Annotated in this window: 16 protein-coding genes; 11 read left to right on the top strand and 5 right to left on the bottom strand. The window is 70.1% G+C overall.

Annotated features, from left to right (window positions below; translation table 11 throughout):
- Nucleotides 1-50: 50 nt before the first annotated feature.
- Nucleotides 51-365, bottom strand: coding sequence for a type II toxin-antitoxin system VapB family antitoxin (locus tag GPY60_RS13160; RefSeq protein WP_156688110.1), 315 nt, complete (start codon nt 363-365; stop codon nt 51-53).
- Between the two features lie 181 nt (nt 366-546).
- On the opposite strand from GPY60_RS13160, the gene hrcA reads away from it, so the two are divergent.
- From hrcA to GPY60_RS13120, 8 genes are all read left to right on the top strand, one after another.
- Nucleotides 547-1,578, top strand: a complete 1,032-nt coding sequence (gene hrcA, locus GPY60_RS13155; RefSeq protein WP_156688109.1) for a heat-inducible transcriptional repressor HrcA — start codon at nt 547-549, stop codon at nt 1,576-1,578.
- Nucleotides 1,579-1,621: 43 nt separating this feature from the next.
- Complete coding sequence (dnaJ, locus tag GPY60_RS13150; RefSeq protein WP_156688108.1) at nt 1,622-2,767, top strand: molecular chaperone DnaJ; 1,146 nt, start codon at nt 1,622-1,624, stop codon at nt 2,765-2,767.
- A 19-nt stretch (nt 2,768-2,786) separates the two neighbouring features.
- A complete protein-coding gene (locus GPY60_RS13145) occupies nt 2,787-3,572 on the top strand; it encodes a 16S rRNA (uracil(1498)-N(3))-methyltransferase (RefSeq protein WP_156688107.1) in 786 nt (261 codons plus the stop codon).
- Between the two features lie 121 nt (nt 3,573-3,693).
- The gene (locus GPY60_RS13140) at nt 3,694-4,731 is read left to right on the top strand and encodes a PhoH family protein (RefSeq protein WP_156688106.1); all 1,038 of its coding nucleotides are present in this window, start codon (nt 3,694-3,696) and stop codon (nt 4,729-4,731) included.
- 10 nt (nt 4,732-4,741) lie between these two features.
- A complete protein-coding gene (gene ybeY, locus GPY60_RS13135) occupies nt 4,742-5,275 on the top strand; it encodes an rRNA maturation RNase YbeY (RefSeq protein WP_156688105.1) in 534 nt (177 codons plus the stop codon).
- Nucleotides 5,272-6,570 carry a hemolysin family protein gene (locus tag GPY60_RS13130; protein WP_156688104.1) on the top strand — a complete coding sequence of 433 codons (1,299 nt, stop codon included), beginning with the start codon at nt 5,272-5,274 and terminating at the stop codon, nt 6,568-6,570. Before ybeY ends, GPY60_RS13130 begins: the two co-directional genes overlap by 4 nt.
- A 64-nt stretch (nt 6,571-6,634) precedes the next feature.
- Nucleotides 6,635-7,531, top strand: coding sequence for a GTPase Era (gene era, locus GPY60_RS13125; RefSeq protein ID WP_156688103.1), 897 nt, complete (start codon nt 6,635-6,637; stop codon nt 7,529-7,531).
- Nucleotides 7,532-7,712: 181 nt separating this feature from the next.
- A complete protein-coding gene (locus GPY60_RS13120) occupies nt 7,713-8,498 on the top strand; it encodes an SDR family NAD(P)-dependent oxidoreductase (RefSeq protein ID WP_156688102.1) in 786 nt (261 codons plus the stop codon).
- 6 nt (nt 8,499-8,504) lie between these two features.
- Here GPY60_RS13120 and GPY60_RS13115 read toward each other — a convergent pair whose 3' ends face one another.
- From GPY60_RS13115 to GPY60_RS13100, 4 genes are all read right to left on the bottom strand, one after another.
- Nucleotides 8,505-10,148: a RecQ family ATP-dependent DNA helicase gene (locus tag GPY60_RS13115; protein WP_231639637.1), complete on the bottom strand. Its 1,644-nt coding sequence runs from the start codon at nt 10,146-10,148 to the stop codon at nt 8,505-8,507.
- 63 nt (nt 10,149-10,211) lie between these two features.
- Complete coding sequence (locus tag GPY60_RS13110) at nt 10,212-11,711, bottom strand: amidase (RefSeq protein WP_156688101.1); 1,500 nt, start codon at nt 11,709-11,711, stop codon at nt 10,212-10,214.
- A gap of 77 nt (nt 11,712-11,788) precedes the next feature.
- Entirely contained in the window at nt 11,789-13,003 is a 1,215-nt protein-coding gene (locus GPY60_RS13105) for a cytochrome P450 (protein WP_156688100.1), read from the bottom strand.
- 4 nt (nt 13,004-13,007) lie between these two features.
- Nucleotides 13,008-13,463 (bottom strand): 2,4'-dihydroxyacetophenone dioxygenase family protein, encoded by a 456-nt coding sequence (locus tag GPY60_RS13100; RefSeq protein WP_156688099.1) that lies wholly within the window; start codon nt 13,461-13,463, stop codon nt 13,008-13,010.
- A gap of 135 nt (nt 13,464-13,598) precedes the next feature.
- On the opposite strand from GPY60_RS13100, the gene recO reads away from it, so the two are divergent.
- Genes recO through GPY60_RS13085 form a run of 3 tightly spaced genes read left to right on the top strand, consistent with a single transcriptional unit; the run spans nt 13,599 to nt 15,677 of the window.
- Nucleotides 13,599-14,363 (top strand): DNA repair protein RecO, encoded by a 765-nt coding sequence (gene recO / locus GPY60_RS13095; protein WP_156688098.1) that lies wholly within the window; start codon nt 13,599-13,601, stop codon nt 14,361-14,363.
- Nucleotides 14,356-15,249, top strand: coding sequence for a decaprenyl diphosphate synthase (locus GPY60_RS13090; protein ID WP_156688097.1), 894 nt, complete (start codon nt 14,356-14,358; stop codon nt 15,247-15,249). Before recO ends, GPY60_RS13090 begins: the two co-directional genes overlap by 8 nt.
- A complete protein-coding gene (locus GPY60_RS13085) occupies nt 15,249-15,677 on the top strand; it encodes a hypothetical protein (protein WP_156688096.1) in 429 nt (142 codons plus the stop codon). The genes GPY60_RS13090 and GPY60_RS13085 overlap by 1 nt, the downstream gene beginning before the upstream one ends.
- Nucleotides 15,678-15,727: the final 50 nt, after the last annotated feature.

The following is a 15,727-nucleotide window of genomic DNA, read 5'->3' as shown; positions in this document are numbered from 1 at the left end:
TTCTCACCTCCCCGACACGCGGCGAGGCGAAAACGTGACCGGCCGCCCGGTTACCCCTGTTGGCTGAGCGGCATGTCCATGTCCAGGATCCGGGCGTGCAGCACCGTCCGGTTCCGCAGCGCCGCGCGCACGGCACGATGCAGGCCATCTTCGAGGTAGGTGACGCCCCGCCACCGCACCGCGTGCGGGAACAGGTCGCCGTAGAAGGTGGAGTCCTCCGAGAGCAGGCGGTCCAGCGCCAAAACCGTCGTGGTGGTGACCAACTCGTCGAGCCTGATCTGCTGGGGAGGGATCTGCGACCAGTCGCGGTAGGACAGCCCGTGTTCGGGGTACGGCTTGCCGTCGCGCACGCCCTTGAAGATCATCGGCGGATCCCCCCGCAGGCATCGCGTCGGGCCGACCTCGTCATGGGGGACAGGCTAGCCGGAAATCGTTTGCGCAGCGACGGCTCACGGACGCCCCGGACGCCTGCTGATTGGCGGTTCGGGCATCCCGACCCCGTAAAATGGCCGAAGCGTCCACGCGGTGTCAGGGAGGTGACAGCACATGGGAAGTGCCGACGACCGTCGCTTCGAGGTGCTGCGCGCCATCGTCGCCGACTTCGTCGCCACGAAGGAACCCATCGGTTCCAAGACGCTGGTCGAACGCCACAACCTCGGGGTCTCGTCGGCGACCGTCCGCAACGACATGGCGGTGCTCGAAGCCGAGGGCTACATCACCCAGCCGCACACCAGCTCCGGGCGGGTGCCCACCGAGAAGGGCTACCGCGAGTTCGTCGATCGCCTCGACGACGTCAAGCCGCTGTCGTCGGCCGAGCGGCGCGCGATCCAGCACTTCCTCGAGTCCGGCGTCGACCTCGACGACGTGCTGCGCCGCGCCGTGCGGCTGCTCGCCCAGCTGACCCGCCAGGTCGCCGTGGTGCAGTACCCGACGCTGACCTCGTCCACGGTGCGTCACCTCGAGGTCATCGCCCTCACCCCCGCCCGGCTGCTGATGGTGGTCATCACCGACTCCGGCCGCGTGGACCAGCGCATCGTCGAGCTCGGTGACGTGATCGACGACCACCAGCTGTCGCAGTTGCGCGACATGCTCGGCCAGGCGCTGGTCGGCAAGAAGCTGCCGGCCGCGTCCGTCGCGGTGGCCGACCTGGCGGGGCGGCTGCGCAGCCCGGACGGCCTGGGCGACGCGGTCGGCCGCTCGGCCACGGTGCTGCTGGAGTCGCTGGTCGAGCACACCGAGGAGCGGCTGCTGATGGGCGGCACCGCCAACCTGACCCGCAACGCCGCGGATTTCGGCGGCTCCTTGCGTTCGATCCTGGAGGCGCTCGAGGAGCAGGTCGTGGTGCTGCGGTTGCTGGCGGCCCAGCAGGAGGCGGGCAAGGTGACCGTGCGGATCGGTCACGAGACGGCGGTCGAGGAGATGGCCGGCACGGCGATGGTGACCACCGCCTACGGCACCTCGGACACCGTGTACGGCGGAATGGGTGTGCTGGGGCCCACCCGGATGGACTATCCGGGAACTATTGCCAGCGTCGCCGCGGTTGCTCTCTATATCGGCGAAGTCCTGGGTGCCCGATGACCGCGCACCCGCAACAGATGAAGAAGGCCTAGAAAGGTCAGGCGTGGCACGCGACTATTACGGGCTGCTCGGCGTGAGCAGGAACGCCAGCGACGCGGAGATCAAGCGCGCGTACCGCAAGCTGGCCCGCGAACTGCATCCCGACGTCAATCCGGACGAGGCCGCGCAGGCGAAGTTCAAGGAGATCAGCGCCGCCTACGAGGTGCTCAGCGATCCGGAGAAGCGCCGGATCGTCGACCTGGGCGGCGACCCGCTGGAGAACGCCGCGGCCGCCGGCGGCGGGTTCGGCGGCTTCGGCAACCTGGGCGACGTCTTCGAGGCGTTCTTCGGCGGGGGCTTCGGGCAGGCGTCGGGCGGGCGCGGGCCGGTCGGGCGCGTTCGTCCGGGCTCGGACTCGCTGCTGCGGATGCGGCTGGATCTCGAGGAGTGCGCGACCGGCGTCACCAAGCAGGTCACGGTCGACACCGCGGTGCTGTGCGATCGGTGCCAGGGCAAGGGCACCAACGGCGACTCCGCGCCCATCCCGTGTGACACGTGCGGCGGCCGCGGTGAGGTGCAGACCGTCCAGCGCTCGCTGCTCGGCCAGATGGTGACGTCGCGGCCGTGCCCCACCTGCCGCGGCGTCGGAACCGTGATTCCGGACCCGTGCCACCAGTGCATGGGCGACGGCCGGGTTCGCGCCCGCCGGGAGATCAGCGTGAAAATTCCCGCCGGTGTGGGCGAGGGAATGCGGGTCCGCCTCGCCGCGCAGGGTGAGGTCGGTCCGGGCGGCGGGCCGGCCGGCGACCTGTACGTCGAGGTGCATGAGCAGCCCCACGACGTCTTCGTCCGCGAGGGCGACGACCTGCACTGCACGGTGTCGGTGCCGATGTGGGACGCGGCGCTGGGCGCGACCGTCACCATCGGCGCGATCATCGACGGCCTGAGTGAGATCACCATTCCGCCCGGCACCCAGCCCGGCGCGGTGATCACCCTGCGGGGCCACGGCATGCCGCACCTGCGCTCCGGTGCCCGCGGCAACCTGCACGTGCACGTCGAGGTGCTGGTTCCCACGCGCCTGGACCATCACGACAGCGAACTGCTGCGCGAGCTGAAGAACCGCCGCGGCCGCGACGTGCCCGAGGTGCGCTCGACGCACGCCGGAGGCGGGTTGTTCAGCCGATTGCGCGAGACCTTCACCGGGCGCTAGCCCGGGGGCTTTCCGCCTTATGGTGGCCACCCTGTTCTACGTCGACGCGCTTCCCGACGCAGGTGAGCTGGCCGTCGTCGCCGGCGACGAGGGATTTCACGCCGCGACCGTGCGCCGGATCCGCGTCGGCGAGCAACTCGTCCTCGGTGACGGTGCCGGCTGCCTCGGGCAGTGCCGGGTCGAGCACGCCGGGCGGGACGGGCTGCGGGCGCGGGTGCTGGAGCGCTGGAGCGTCGAACCCGCCCGGCCCGCGGTGACGGTGGTGCAGGCGCTGCCGAAGTCGGAGCGCTCCGAGCTGGCGGTCGAACTGGCCACCGAGGCGGGGGCCGACGGGTTCCTCGCCTGGCAGGCCGCCCGCTGCGTGGCGAACTGGGAGGGTAACCGGGCGGAGAAGGGCCTGCGACGATGGCGCGCCGTGGCCCGCACGGCGGCCCGCCAATCCCGCCGCGCACACATCCCGGCCGTCGACGGCGTGCTGACCACCGCGGCGATGGTTCGGTGGGTCCGCGAGGAGGCGGCCGCCGGGGCGGCGGTGCTGGCGTTGCACGAGTCGGCGACCGAGCGGCTCACCGGTGCCCATCTGGCCGATGCGGGTTCGGTGCTGCTGGTGGTCGGACCGGAGGGCGGGATCGCGCCGGAGGAGATGTCCGCCCTGGCCGACGCGGGCGCCGTGGCGGTCCGGCTCGGCCCGCAGGTGCTGCGGACCTCGACCGCGGCGGCGGTGGCGCTGGGCGCACTGGGGGTGCTGACCGCCCGTTGGGACGCGGGCGCCGACTGCGAAATCGACGACGCGACGCGCCGGTGACTCGTCGCAGGATTCACAATCGGCGCTGGGCGAACATTGGGACGGGCTGAGCCCCGGCGGTAGACTGGCTTTTCGACATCACCGCATTGCACTTTGCAAGAAAGCAGGCATCGAAAACCACGTGACGCCCCGCGAAACCAGCGCTGCTGACGCCCAGGTTCGCAGCAGCATCGATGTTCCGCCCGACCTCGTCGTGGGCCTGCTCGGCTCCGCGGATGAGAACCTGCGCGCCCTCGAACGCACCCTGAACGCCGAGCTGCACGTGCGCGGCAACGCCGTCACCATCTCCGGTGAGCCGGCCGATGTCGCCCTCGCCGAGCGGGCGCTCTCCGAGTTGATCGCCATCGTGGCCGGCGGCCAGCCGCTGACCCCGGAGGTGGTGCGCCACAGCGTGGCGATGCTCGTCGGGGGCACCGGCGACGAGTCGCCGGCCGAGGTGCTCACCCTCGACATCCTGTCGCGCCGCGGCAACACGATTCGGCCCAAGACGCTCAACCAGAAGCGCTACGTCGACGCGATCGACGCCAACACCATCGTGTTCGGGGTCGGCCCGGCGGGCACGGGGAAGACGTACCTCGCGATGGCCAAGGCCGTGCGCGCGCTGCAGACCAAGCAGGTGAGCCGCATCATCCTCACCCGCCCGGCGGTGGAAGCCGGTGAGCGCCTTGGCTTTCTGCCGGGGACGCTGAGCGAGAAGATCGACCCGTACCTGCGGCCGCTGTACGACGCCCTGTACGACATGATGGACGCCGAACTCATTCCGAAGCTGATGTCGGCCGGCGTCATCGAGGTGGCGCCGCTGGCGTACATGCGGGGTAGAACCTTGAACAACGCCTTCATCGTGCTCGACGAGGCGCAGAACACTACCCCCGAGCAGATGAAGATGTTCCTCACCCGCCTCGGCTTCGGCTCGAAAATCGTTGTCACCGGCGACATCACGCAGGTCGACCTGCCGGGGGGCGCCCGGTCGGGGTTGCGGGCGGCCATGGAGATCCTGGACAGCGTCGACGACATCCACGTCGCCGAGCTGACCAGTGTCGACGTGGTGCGCCACCGGCTGGTCTCCGAAATCGTCGACGCCTACGCCAAATTCGAGGAACCGGGGCTGGCGGTGAACCGGGCGGCGCGGCGCGCGTCGGGGTCCCGCGGCCGCCGGTGACAGGACCCGCATGAGCGTTGAAGTCTCCAACGAGTCGGGCATCGACGTCTCCGAGGCCGAATTGGTCAGCGTGGCGCGGTTCGTCATCGCCAAGATGGACGTGAACCCCGCCGCGGAGCTGTCGATGGTACTGCTGGACACCGCTGCCATGGCCGACCTGCACATGCGCTGGATGGACCTGCCCGGTCCGACCGACGTGATGAGCTTTCCCATGGACGAGCTCGAGCCGGGCGGGCGGCCCGACGCACCGGAGCCGGGGCCGTCGATGCTCGGCGACATCGTGTTGTGCCCGGAGTTCGCCGCCGAGCAGGCGGCCGCGGCGGGCCACAGCCTGGGTCACGAGCTCGCGCTGCTGACCATCCACGGCGTCCTGCATCTCCTCGGCTACGACCACGGCGAACCAGCCGAGGAGAAGGAGATGTTCGACCTGCAGGCGCGGCTGCTCGAGGAGTGGGTCGCCGAGCAGGTCGAGGCCTACGAGCAGGACCGCCAGTCCGAGCGCGACCGCCGACTGCTGGACAAGTCAAGGTATTTCGACAATTGACGGGCGTTTCGCAGCTGCTGGGCGCGATCGTCCTGATCGCCATGGGCGGCGTGTTCGGCGCGGTGGACGCCGCCATCAGCACGGTGTCGCTGGCGCGGGTCGAGGAACTGGTCCGTGAGGAACGACCCGGCGCGGTGTCGCTGTGCGCGGTGATGTCCGAGCGGCCGCGCTACATCAACCTGGTGGTGCTGCTGCGGATCGCGTGCGAGATCACCGCCACCGTGCTGCTGGTGGTGTTTCTCTACGACAATTTCGGCATGAAGTGGGCGGTGTTCGGCGCCGCGGCCATCATGGTGGTGACGAGCTTCGTCGTCATCGGGGTGGGGCCGCGGACCCTGGGCCGCCAGCACGCCTACTCGATCTCGCTGGCGACGGCCCTTCCGCTGCGGCTGATCTCGTGGCTGCTGATGCCGCTCAGCCGGTTGCTGGTGGTCCTCGGCAACGCGCTCACCCCGGGCCGCGGCCTGCGCAACGGGCCGTTCGCGTCCGAGATCGAACTGCGCGAGGTGGTCGACCTGGCCCAGCAGCGCGGCGTCGTCGCCGCCGACGAGCGCCGGATGATCCAGTCGGTCTTCGAGCTCGGCGACACCCCGGCCCGCGAGGTGATGGTGCCCCGCACCGAGATGATCTGGATCGAGAGCGACAAGACGGCCAGCCAGGCGATCAACCTGGCCGTGCGCAGCGGGCATTCCCGCATCCCGGTCATCGGCGAGAACGTCGACGACATCGTCGGGGTGGTGTACCTCAAAGACCTTGTGCAGCAGACCCTTCTGGCGCGCGACGGCGGCAAGTCCACCACCGTGGCGCAGGTGATGCGCCCGGCGGTGTTCGTGCCGGACTCCAAGCCGCTGGACGCGTTGCTGCGCGAAATGCAGCGCGACCGCATCCACATGGCGCTGCTCGTCGACGAGTACGGGGCGATAGCCGGCCTGGTCAGCATCGAGGACGTGCTCGAGGAGATCGTCGGGGAGATCGCCGACGAGTACGACCAGGCCGAGACTGCGCCGATAGAAGAGTTGGGCGACAAGCGTTTCCGCGTCTCGGCGCGCCTGCCGATCGAAGACGTCGGCGAGCTCTACGGCGTGGAGTTCGACGACGACCTCGACGTCGACACCGTGGGCGGGCTGCTGGCCCTGGAACTCGGCCGGGTCCCGCTGCCGGGCGCCGAGGCGGTGTCGCACGGCTTGCGGCTGCACGCCGAGGGCGGCCCCGACCACCGCGGGCGCGTGCGGATCGGCACCGTCCTGTTGAGCCCGGTCGAATCCGACGGCTCCGATGGGGTGGGACATTCATGACGCCGAGCGTGAAACCACGGCGAAAAATCGGGCGAAAACCCGCCACAGCTTCACGTTCGGCGACATGACCGAATTCCGTTCGGGCTTCGTGTGTTTGGTCGGCCGGCCCAACACCGGCAAGTCCACGCTCACCAACGCGCTGGTCGGCACCAAGGTGGCCATCACCTCCAAGAGGCCGCAGACCACCCGGCACACCATCCGGGGCATCGTGCACCGCGAGAACTTCCAGATCATCCTCGTCGACACCCCGGGTCTGCACCGGCCGCGGACGCTGCTGGGCAAGCGGCTCAACGAGCTGGTACGCGACACCTACACCGAGGTCGACGTGATCGGACTGTGTATCCCGGCGGACGAGGCGATCGGCCCGGGCGACCGCTGGATCGTCGACCAGATCCGCGCGACCGCGCCGAAGACGACGCTGGTGGCCGTCGTCACCAAGATCGACAAGGTGCCCAAAGACCGCGTGGCCGCCCAGCTGGTCGCGGTCAGCGAGCTCGTCGGCGATGCGGAGATCGTCCCGGTGTCCGCGGCGACGGGTGAGCAGGTCGACGTGCTCGTCGACGTGTTCGCCGCTGCGCTGCCCGAAGGCCCCGCGTACTACCCCGACGGGGAGCTGACCGACGAACCGGAAGAAACCCTGATGGCCGAGCTGATTCGCGAGGCCGCCCTCGAGGGGGTGCGCGACGAGCTGCCCCACTCGCTGGCGGTGGTGATCGACGAGGTCAACCCGCGCGAGGATCGCGACGACCTCATCGACGTGCACGCGCTGCTCTTCGTCGAGCGCGACAGCCAGAAGGGAATCATCATCGGCAAGGGCGGCGCCCGCCTGCGCGAGGTGGGCACCGCGGCGCGCGGGCAGATCGAGAAGCTGCTCGGCACCAAGGTCTACCTCGACCTGAGGGTCAAGGTCGCCAAGAATTGGCAGAGCGACCCCAAACAGCTTGGCCGTCTCGGCTTTTGATCGCGGCCGAGCTTCGGGCATCGAGCTTGCGGTCGCGGCACCGAGCCTGCGTGCAGAGCGCGATTCGTCCGAACATGACGCTGTGAGCGCAGTCTCGGTGCGGGGAAAGCTCCCAGGCCGATTGCGCAATCCCGGCGCGGCGTCGAGGTTTCGCCGCCCATGCCACGGGTAGCCGTGCCCCATGACGCAACCACAACTAGCGCTCGTAACCGGCGCGTCCAGCGGCATCGGCTTCGAACTGGCAAGGCAATTCGCCCAACACGGCTACGACCTCGTGGTGGCCGCCGACGACGACACCATTCACGGCGTGCCCGACAGGCTGTCCGAATACAGCGCCTCCGTGCAGCCCGTGCAGGTGGACCTGCGCAGCCCCGACGGCGTCGAGCACCTCTATCGGAGCACGATCGAAGGTGACCGCGTGCTGGCCGCCGCGGCGCTCAACGCCGGCATCGGCCGCGGCGAGATGTTCCTGAAGAGCGAACTGGCCGACGACCTGAGCATCGTGGATCTGAACGTGCGCTCGACGGTGCACCTGGCCAAACTGGTGCTGCGCGACATGGCGAATCGGGACGAAGGCAAGGTGCTGTTCACCTCGTCGATCGCGGCGCAGATGCCGGGACCGTATCAGCCGGTGTACAACGCCTCCAAGTCGTTCATCCTGTCGTTCGCCGAGGCGCTCCGCGACGAATTGCGCGACACGGCAATCACTGTCACCGCGTTGATGCCCGGCCCGACCGACACCAACTTCTTCAGCCGCGCGAAAATGACCGACTCCCTCATGGGCAAGGGGCCGAAGGAGGACCCGGCACTGGTCGCCCGGCAGGGGTTCGAGGCGCTGATGCGCGGCCGGCAGAAGGTCGTCGGCGGCTCGATCCTCACGAAGGTCATGGGCGCCGCCAACCACGTGCTGCCCGACGAGGTCAAGGCGATCGGCAACCGGGTGCTGGCGAGGCCCCGCGGCAATTAGCTGCCGTCAGGCCGGTTCGGCCACCGCCCCGACGACCTCGAGCAGTCCGTGTTGGCGGACCGCGGCCACGGACAACGTCCGGTAGCCGAACTGCTCGAAAAGCACGACGATGCGGTCGCGGTCGCCGCCGATGACCACGCCCGGCCCGAATTCGGGATGTCGCACCGCGGTGTCGATCGGCAACGCGGGCTCGTCGGATCCGGCGTCGAGCCGCTCGGCCTCCGAGCAGAGGTCGCAGTTACCGCACGGGCCGCCCAGGTGCTCGCCGAAATAGGAAAGCAGGAAAACTCTTCGGCAGCTGGTGGTTTCGGCGTACCCGCGCATCATCTCGATGCGGCTGAGATCGACCCGCTCCCGCAGCTCGGCCGCCCGCAACGCCGCGGTCACCGCGTCGTCCGTCGACATGCCGGCGCTCACAAAGCCCTTCCGGGTGGAGCGCACCGCGCCGGCCTCCTCGAGCAGGTTGACGGCGTTGGTGAGCGTGCGTCCGCGCACGTCGAGCCCGTCGCGCAGGTCTTTCAGCCGCGTCGGGTCGGACCTGTCGAGGACGGCGGACACCGCGCGCAGTGCCTCCTCGTCCGGGCCGCCGCCGGAGAAAAAGCGTGCCAGGCCAAGATCTTCCGGGCGGTAGAACAGCAATGCCAGCGCCTGATCGCCGTCGCGCCCGGCGCGGCCGATCTGTTGGTAGTAGCTGTCCAGCGAGTCGGGGGCCGAGGCGTGCGCGACGAAGCGCACGTTGGGTTTGTCGATTCCCATCCCGAACGCCGACGTCGCCACCACGACCTCGTACTCGTCGTCGCGGAATCCCGTGTGCACGTCGTCGCGCTCGGCGGCCGACATGCCCGCATGATAGGCGGCCGTCGTAAGCCCCTTGTCCCGCAACGCTTCCGCGTAGTACTCCGCGTCCCTGCGCGTCGCCACGTACAACAGGCCGGGGCCGGGCAGCCCGGGCAGCGCGTCGAGGACCGCGCGCCGCTTGTCCTCGTCGTCGAGGTGACGCTGGACCGCGAGCCGCAGATTCGGCCGGTCGAAGCCGGCGACCACGATGGCGGGGTCGCGCAGACCGAGGCGGTCGACGATGTCGCGGCGCACCACCACCGACGCGGTCGCCGTCAGCGCCACAACGGGAATCGACTCGCCGAGCCGCCGGAAGACATCGGCGAGACGCCGGTAGTCGGGCCGGAAGTCATGCCCCCACGCCGACACGCAGTGCGCCTCGTCCACCACGATCAGCGACGGCCCCACGGCACCCAGCCGGGCCACCACCTCGTCGTTCGCCAGCTGCTCGGGGGCGACGAAGACGAAGTCCGCCTCGCGCTTGTCGATCAAGTCCCAGCTGCGCCACCGGTCGCGGGCCCGCAGGCCGGAATTGATCGCAACGGCGGTGCCCGCACCACCGTCCTCGATCGCGCTGATCTGGTCCTCCTGCAACGCGATCAGCGGCGACACCACCAGCGTCAACCCGTCGATCAGCAGCGAGGGCACCTGGTAGATCGCCGACTTCCCGGACCCGGTCGGTAGCACGGCAAGCACGTCGCGGCCCCGCAGCACCGCGCGCATCGCCTCGCGTTGGTCGCCGGTCAGGCGCTCCCACCCGAAGTGGCTGCGCGCGACCGCGTCGAGGTCCGAGGCATCGTGAGGGGATTCCACCGGGGCGGACTACCCGGTGCCGTCGCCCACAAACGCGCTGTGACGCTTGGGTTTTCGGTGAAACTAGCGACGCGGCGGGGGAGCGCCGGGCACCGGCGGGGTCTCCGTGCTGTGGTGCCACCACGCCGTGGGCTGCTTCGACACCCACCCGCACACCGCCTCCAGCTCGGCCGCCAGCGAAATCAGCATGCCCTCGCTGTTCGCCGGACCCATCAGCTGCACCCCGATCGGCAGGCCGTCGGACGTGAAGCCCGCCGGAACGCTGATGGACGGCCAGCCCAGCACGTTCCACGGCCAGGTCACCGGGCACGCGGCCACCATCGCCCGATCGGTTCCGTAGGTGCCCATGCGGTCGAAGGAGCGCGCCAGCGGCGGCGGTTGGGCGGTCGTCGGCGCCAGAACCACGTCGACGATGTCGAAGATCGAGCCCACCCGGCGCTGTGCGGCGACCTCGTGCAGCCGCGCGCTGCGCAGGATCGCCTCCCCGAGGACGTGACCGAGGCGCAGGTTGGACATGGTGCGCGGGTCCAGCGTGACGCCGTCGCCCAGCCGCTCCTCCCACTCCCGCAGGCCCGCGGTGGCTCGGACGACGAAGTCCCACGACAACCGCTTGCCGTAGTCCGGGTTGCCGGTCACGACGGTGTGACCGAGCAGCTCGAGCTGCCGCGCCACCGCGCGGGTGGCCGCCAGGATCTCGGGGTGCAACTTGGCGCGGAAACCGGTCCACGGGAAGCGGGTGGACAGCGCGATGTTCAGCGGTCCGGGCGCGATCCCCACGTAGTCGGAGGCGGTCAGCGGCGGCGGCTTGTGCCGGTCGCCGTCGACGTTGCCCGACGCCGCGTCGAGCACCAGCGCCGCGTCGGCCACCGTGCGGGCCAGCACCCCGTTGACCGTGAGGCCGTTGAACGCCTCCGGCAGCGGCCAGGTGGAGATGCGGCCGCGCTGCGGCTTGATGCCCACCAGGTGGGTCCATGCGGCGGGGACGCGGACGCTGCCGGCGCCGTCCGAGCCGATGGCCGCGGTGACCAGGCCGGCCGCCACCGCGGCCGCGCTGCCCCCCGACGAACCGCCCGGGGTGTGCCGGCGCGACCACGGATTGTGAGTGTGGCCGAACCCGGGGCCGCTGGTGAACGGCCACTGGCCCAGCTCGCAGGTGTTGGTCTTGCCGACGATCACCGCGCCGGCGGCCTTCAGCCGGCGGACCACCTCCGAGTCGTGCGCGGCCGGCCGGACGTGTCCCTCGGTGCCGAAGGCCGTGGGCACGCCGGCGATGTCGACGGCGTCCTTGACCGCGATCGGGATGCCCAGCAGCGGCGCCGTGTCGCCGGCGGCCCGGCGGCGGTCGGCCTCGGCCGCGTCGGCCAGCGCCGACTCGGTGAGCACCACGCGGAAGGCGTTGAGCGTGGACTGGCTGGTGTTGATCGCGTGCAGCGAGCGGCGTACCAGTGTGTTGGATGTCACGGCCCGGCTGGCCAGCTGATAGAGCAGGTCAGTGAGGGTGGGCAGGCGCTGGCCACGGGGCCCGGAAACGGACCCGAAATCAGGGGCGGACGCGCCAATCACAGGTGAGGAGACTATCGGCGCGGACGCCCGTGAGCGCGCAGCGGGGTGGTTATGGCTGGTCCGCGGCGCGTTGAGCCTCAGCCGGCCAGCAGGATGGGGAGGCGTTTCAGCGAGTTGTTCAGGTTGGAGCGGACCCGGACCGGCTCGCCGGTGAGCTCGATCGTCGGAGACCACTCGAGGAGCTCCCGGAAGAACACCCGGCCCTCGAGCCTGGCCAGGTGCACCCCGAGGCAGAAGTGGCTCCCGAAGCCGAACGACAGGTGGTGGTTGGGCCGGCGGTGGATGTCGAACGTCTGCGGGCTGGTGAACACGGCGTCGTCCCTGTTGGCCGACGTGTAGTACATCGCCACCTTGTCCCCGGCCGCGATGCGGGTGCCGGCGAGCTCGGTGTCGACGAGCGCGGTGCGCCGGAAGTAGTGCAGCGGGTTGTCGTAGCGGACGATCTCCTCGACGGCGCCCGGCAGCAGCGAGGGGTCGGCCCGCAGCTCGGCCAGCTGGTCCGGGTGGCGCAGCAGGGTCAGCAGCCCGGACGACAGCATGGCCTTGGTGGTGTCGAAGCCCGCGGTGACGAGCTGCACGAAGAAGTCGCCGAAGTCGGCGTCGCTCATCCGCCGGCCGCCGAAGTCGGCGTGCAATATGGCGCTGGTCAGGTCGTCGGCGGGGGGACGCCGGCGTTTCGCGGCGGCGAACTCGACGGCGTAGGCGGCCATCTCGCCCCCGCCGGTGGAGTTCGGGGCCGTCGGGTCGCCCAGCTCCGGATCCTGGCTGGACGTGGTGCGCTCCGCCAGCTTTCGGAGGTAGTCCCAATCGCCGCGCGGCAGGCCGAAATACTCGCCGATCACCTGCGTGGGCAGGCCGGCGGCGACCTCGTGAACGAATTCGACCTCGCCCTTCTCCCGCGCCCCGGCCATGATGTCGCGGCAGATCGCGCGCACCCGATCCTCGAGCCGCGCGACCGCGCGGGGCCGGAAATGCGGGGACAACGGCCCCCGGTGGGCCGTGTGGCGGGGCGGATCCATCGCCAGCAGCATGTTGCGCATCCGGGCCAGCGTGTCGGGCGGCGGATCCTCGACGACGACGCCCGCGTGGTGGGACGAGAAGATTTCGGGGTGGCGGGCGACGTGCACGACGTCGGCGTAGCGCAGGACCGCCCAGAATCCCGGTTCGTTGTCCATCGGCTGCCAGTGCACCGGATCGGTGTCCCGCAGCGCCGCCAGCGCCTCGTGCGGCGCGCCCGCGACGAAGGTGTCGGGGCTGGCCAGGTCGACGGGAACCGACGCGGTGCTGGTCATGGTGTCAGCCGGTCAAGACGTTCGGGCTGGGCAGACCGGCCGCCTCGCACAGCGTCCGATAGGTCGCCAGGGCGCTCGCGCCGTCGACCACGCTGTCCACGTTGCCGTCGGCGTCGAGGTTGAGGTTGGCGCCGTAGATCTGGAACCAGACGTGGGTGTCGTCCTCGAGAACCCGCAGCGTGTGGATCGACCCCGCCGGTTCGTAGAGGAACGAGCCCGCGCGGTTGACGTAGTCGTATTCCTTGTACCTCCACGCGCCCGCCGTCGTGTAGGCGTACACCGGCCCGGTGTGTTTGTGGCGCTGCACCTCGTAGCCGGCGCGGAAGACGTTCTCGACGATCCAGAGGCCCTCGGCCTCTTTGACCTGGATCACCTTCAGCCGGGAGCCGTCCCCGAGGTCGACGAACGGCAGCTCGTCGGCGCCGATGTGCACGGCGCTCGGCACGTCAACGATCGTCATGTGAGAAGCCTCCTCGATTCCGTGTGGCTAAGTATGGATCAGAATTCACGAAATATGCAACGGGTGATTTACCCGCCTGATACCCGGAGCGTGTCACCAAAACAGACTCGGCGGCAACGGGGCAGAATTGTCCGGATGCGGCTGTATCGAGACCGGGCGGTGGTGCTGCGCCAGCACAAGCTCGGCGAAGCCGACCGGATCGTCACCCTGCTGACCCGCGATCACGGTCTGGTGCGCGCGGTGGCCAAGGGCGTCCGCCGCACCCGCAGCAAATTCGGCGCGCGCCTGGAGCCGTTCGCGCACATCGACGTGCAACTGCATCCCGGCCGCAACCTCGACATCGTCACCCAGGTCGTCGCCATCGACGCGTTCGCCACCGACATCGTCAGCGACTACGGCCGGTACACGTGCGGATGCGCGATGCTGGAGACCGCCGAACGCCTCGCCGGCGAGGAACGGGCGCCGGCCCCGGAGCTGCACCGGCTCACGGTCGGCGCGCTGCGCGCGGTGGCCGACGGGCGCCGACCCCGGGACCTGCTACTGGACGCCTACCTGTTGCGCGCGATGGGCATCGCGGGGTGGGCGCCGGCGATCACCGAGTGCGCCCGCTGCGCCACACCCGGCCCGCACCGGGCGTTCCACATCGCGGCCGGCGGAAGCGTCTGCGCGCACTGCCGTCCGGCCGGTTCCACCACTCCGCCGCCGGGCGTGCTGGACCTGATGTCCGCACTGCACGACGGGGACTGGGAGTTCGCCGAACAGGCGCCCCAGCCCCATCGCGGCTACGTCAGCGGATTGGTGGCCGCCCACCTGCAATGGCACCTGGAGCGGCAACTGAAGACGCTGCCGCTGGTGGAGCGCGTGTACGACCGGGCGGGCCAGGACGTGGACTGTGGCTAGCCGGGCCGAGCGACGGCGGGCGTCCGCCGAGTTCCCCCAATTGCCCCCCGCGCCCGACGACTACCCCACCTTCCCCGACACGTCGACCTGGCCCGTGGTGTTCCCCGAGTTGCCGCCGTTGCCCGGCGGTGGCCCGCGGCGGCCACCGCAGCACGTCTCGAAGGCGGCCGCGCCGCGGATCCCGGCCGACCGGTTGCCCAACCATGTCGCGATCGTGATGGACGGCAACGGCCGCTGGGCCACCCAGCGGGGGCTGCGTCGCACCGAGGGCCACAAGATGGGTGAGGCGGTGGTCATTGACATCGCCTGCGGCGCGGTCGAACTCGGCATCAAGTGGCTCAGCCTGTATGCCTTCTCCACCGAGAACTGGAAGCGCTCCGCCGAGGAGGTGCGCTTCCTCATGGGATTCAACCGCGACGTGGTGCGGCGGCGCCGGGAGAACCTCAACGAGATGGGTGTGCGGATCCGCTGGGTCGGGTCGCGTCCGCGCCTGTGGCGCAGCGTGATTCACGAGCTCGCGGTGGCGGAGGAGATGACGAGGAACAACGACGTGATCACGATCAACTACTGCGTGAACTACGGGGGGCGCACCGAAATCGCCGAGGCGACAAAGCAAATCGCGCGCGAGGCCGCCGCCGGCCGGCTGAACCCCGAGCGGATCAACGAGTCGACGATCGCCCGTCACATGCAGCGCCCCGACATCCCCGACGTGGACCTGTTCCTGCGCACGTCGGGGGAGCAGCGGTCCAGCAATTTCATGCTGTGGCAGGCGGCCTACGCCGAGTTCATCTTCCAGGACAAGCTGTGGCCCGACTACGACCGCCGCGACCTGTGGGCCGCGTGCGAGGAGTACGCGTCGCGCAATCGCAGATTCGGGAGCGCATGATGCCATCGCTGCAGGATCGGCTCGCTTCGCTTCTCAGCGACGCCCTTCCCGTCGAGCAAGAGTCCGACGGCGCGCTGACGGTCCGCCACAACGGCACCTTCGCGTCGCTGCGCGTGGTCACCATCGCCGACGGCCTGGACCTGGTGTCGCTCACCCAGGTGCTGGCGTGGGACCTGCCGCTCACCAGAAAGGTCAGCGATCGGGCCGCCAAGCAGGCCCGCGACGTCAACTTCGGCAGCGTGACGGTGGTGGAGAAAGTCGCCGACAAGGCCGTCCGTGGCAACTCCGGCAGGGGCGCGTCCAAGACCGCCGACGTCATGCTGCGCTACAACTTCCCCGGCGGCGGCCTCACCGACGATGCCCTGCGCACCCTCATCCTCTTGGTGCTCGACACGGGCGTGCAGATCCGTGACGCCTTGACCGCCTAGTGGCGATCGCGAGTGCGGCCGCGGCGATCGCAAGCGCGGCGTAGCCGGGC

This window comes from Mycobacterium sp. Marseille-P9652 (assembly GCF_902652685.1).
Lineage (GTDB): Bacteria > Actinomycetota > Actinomycetes > Mycobacteriales > Mycobacteriaceae > Mycobacterium.
This window is presented reverse-complemented; position numbering and strand designations above follow the sequence as displayed.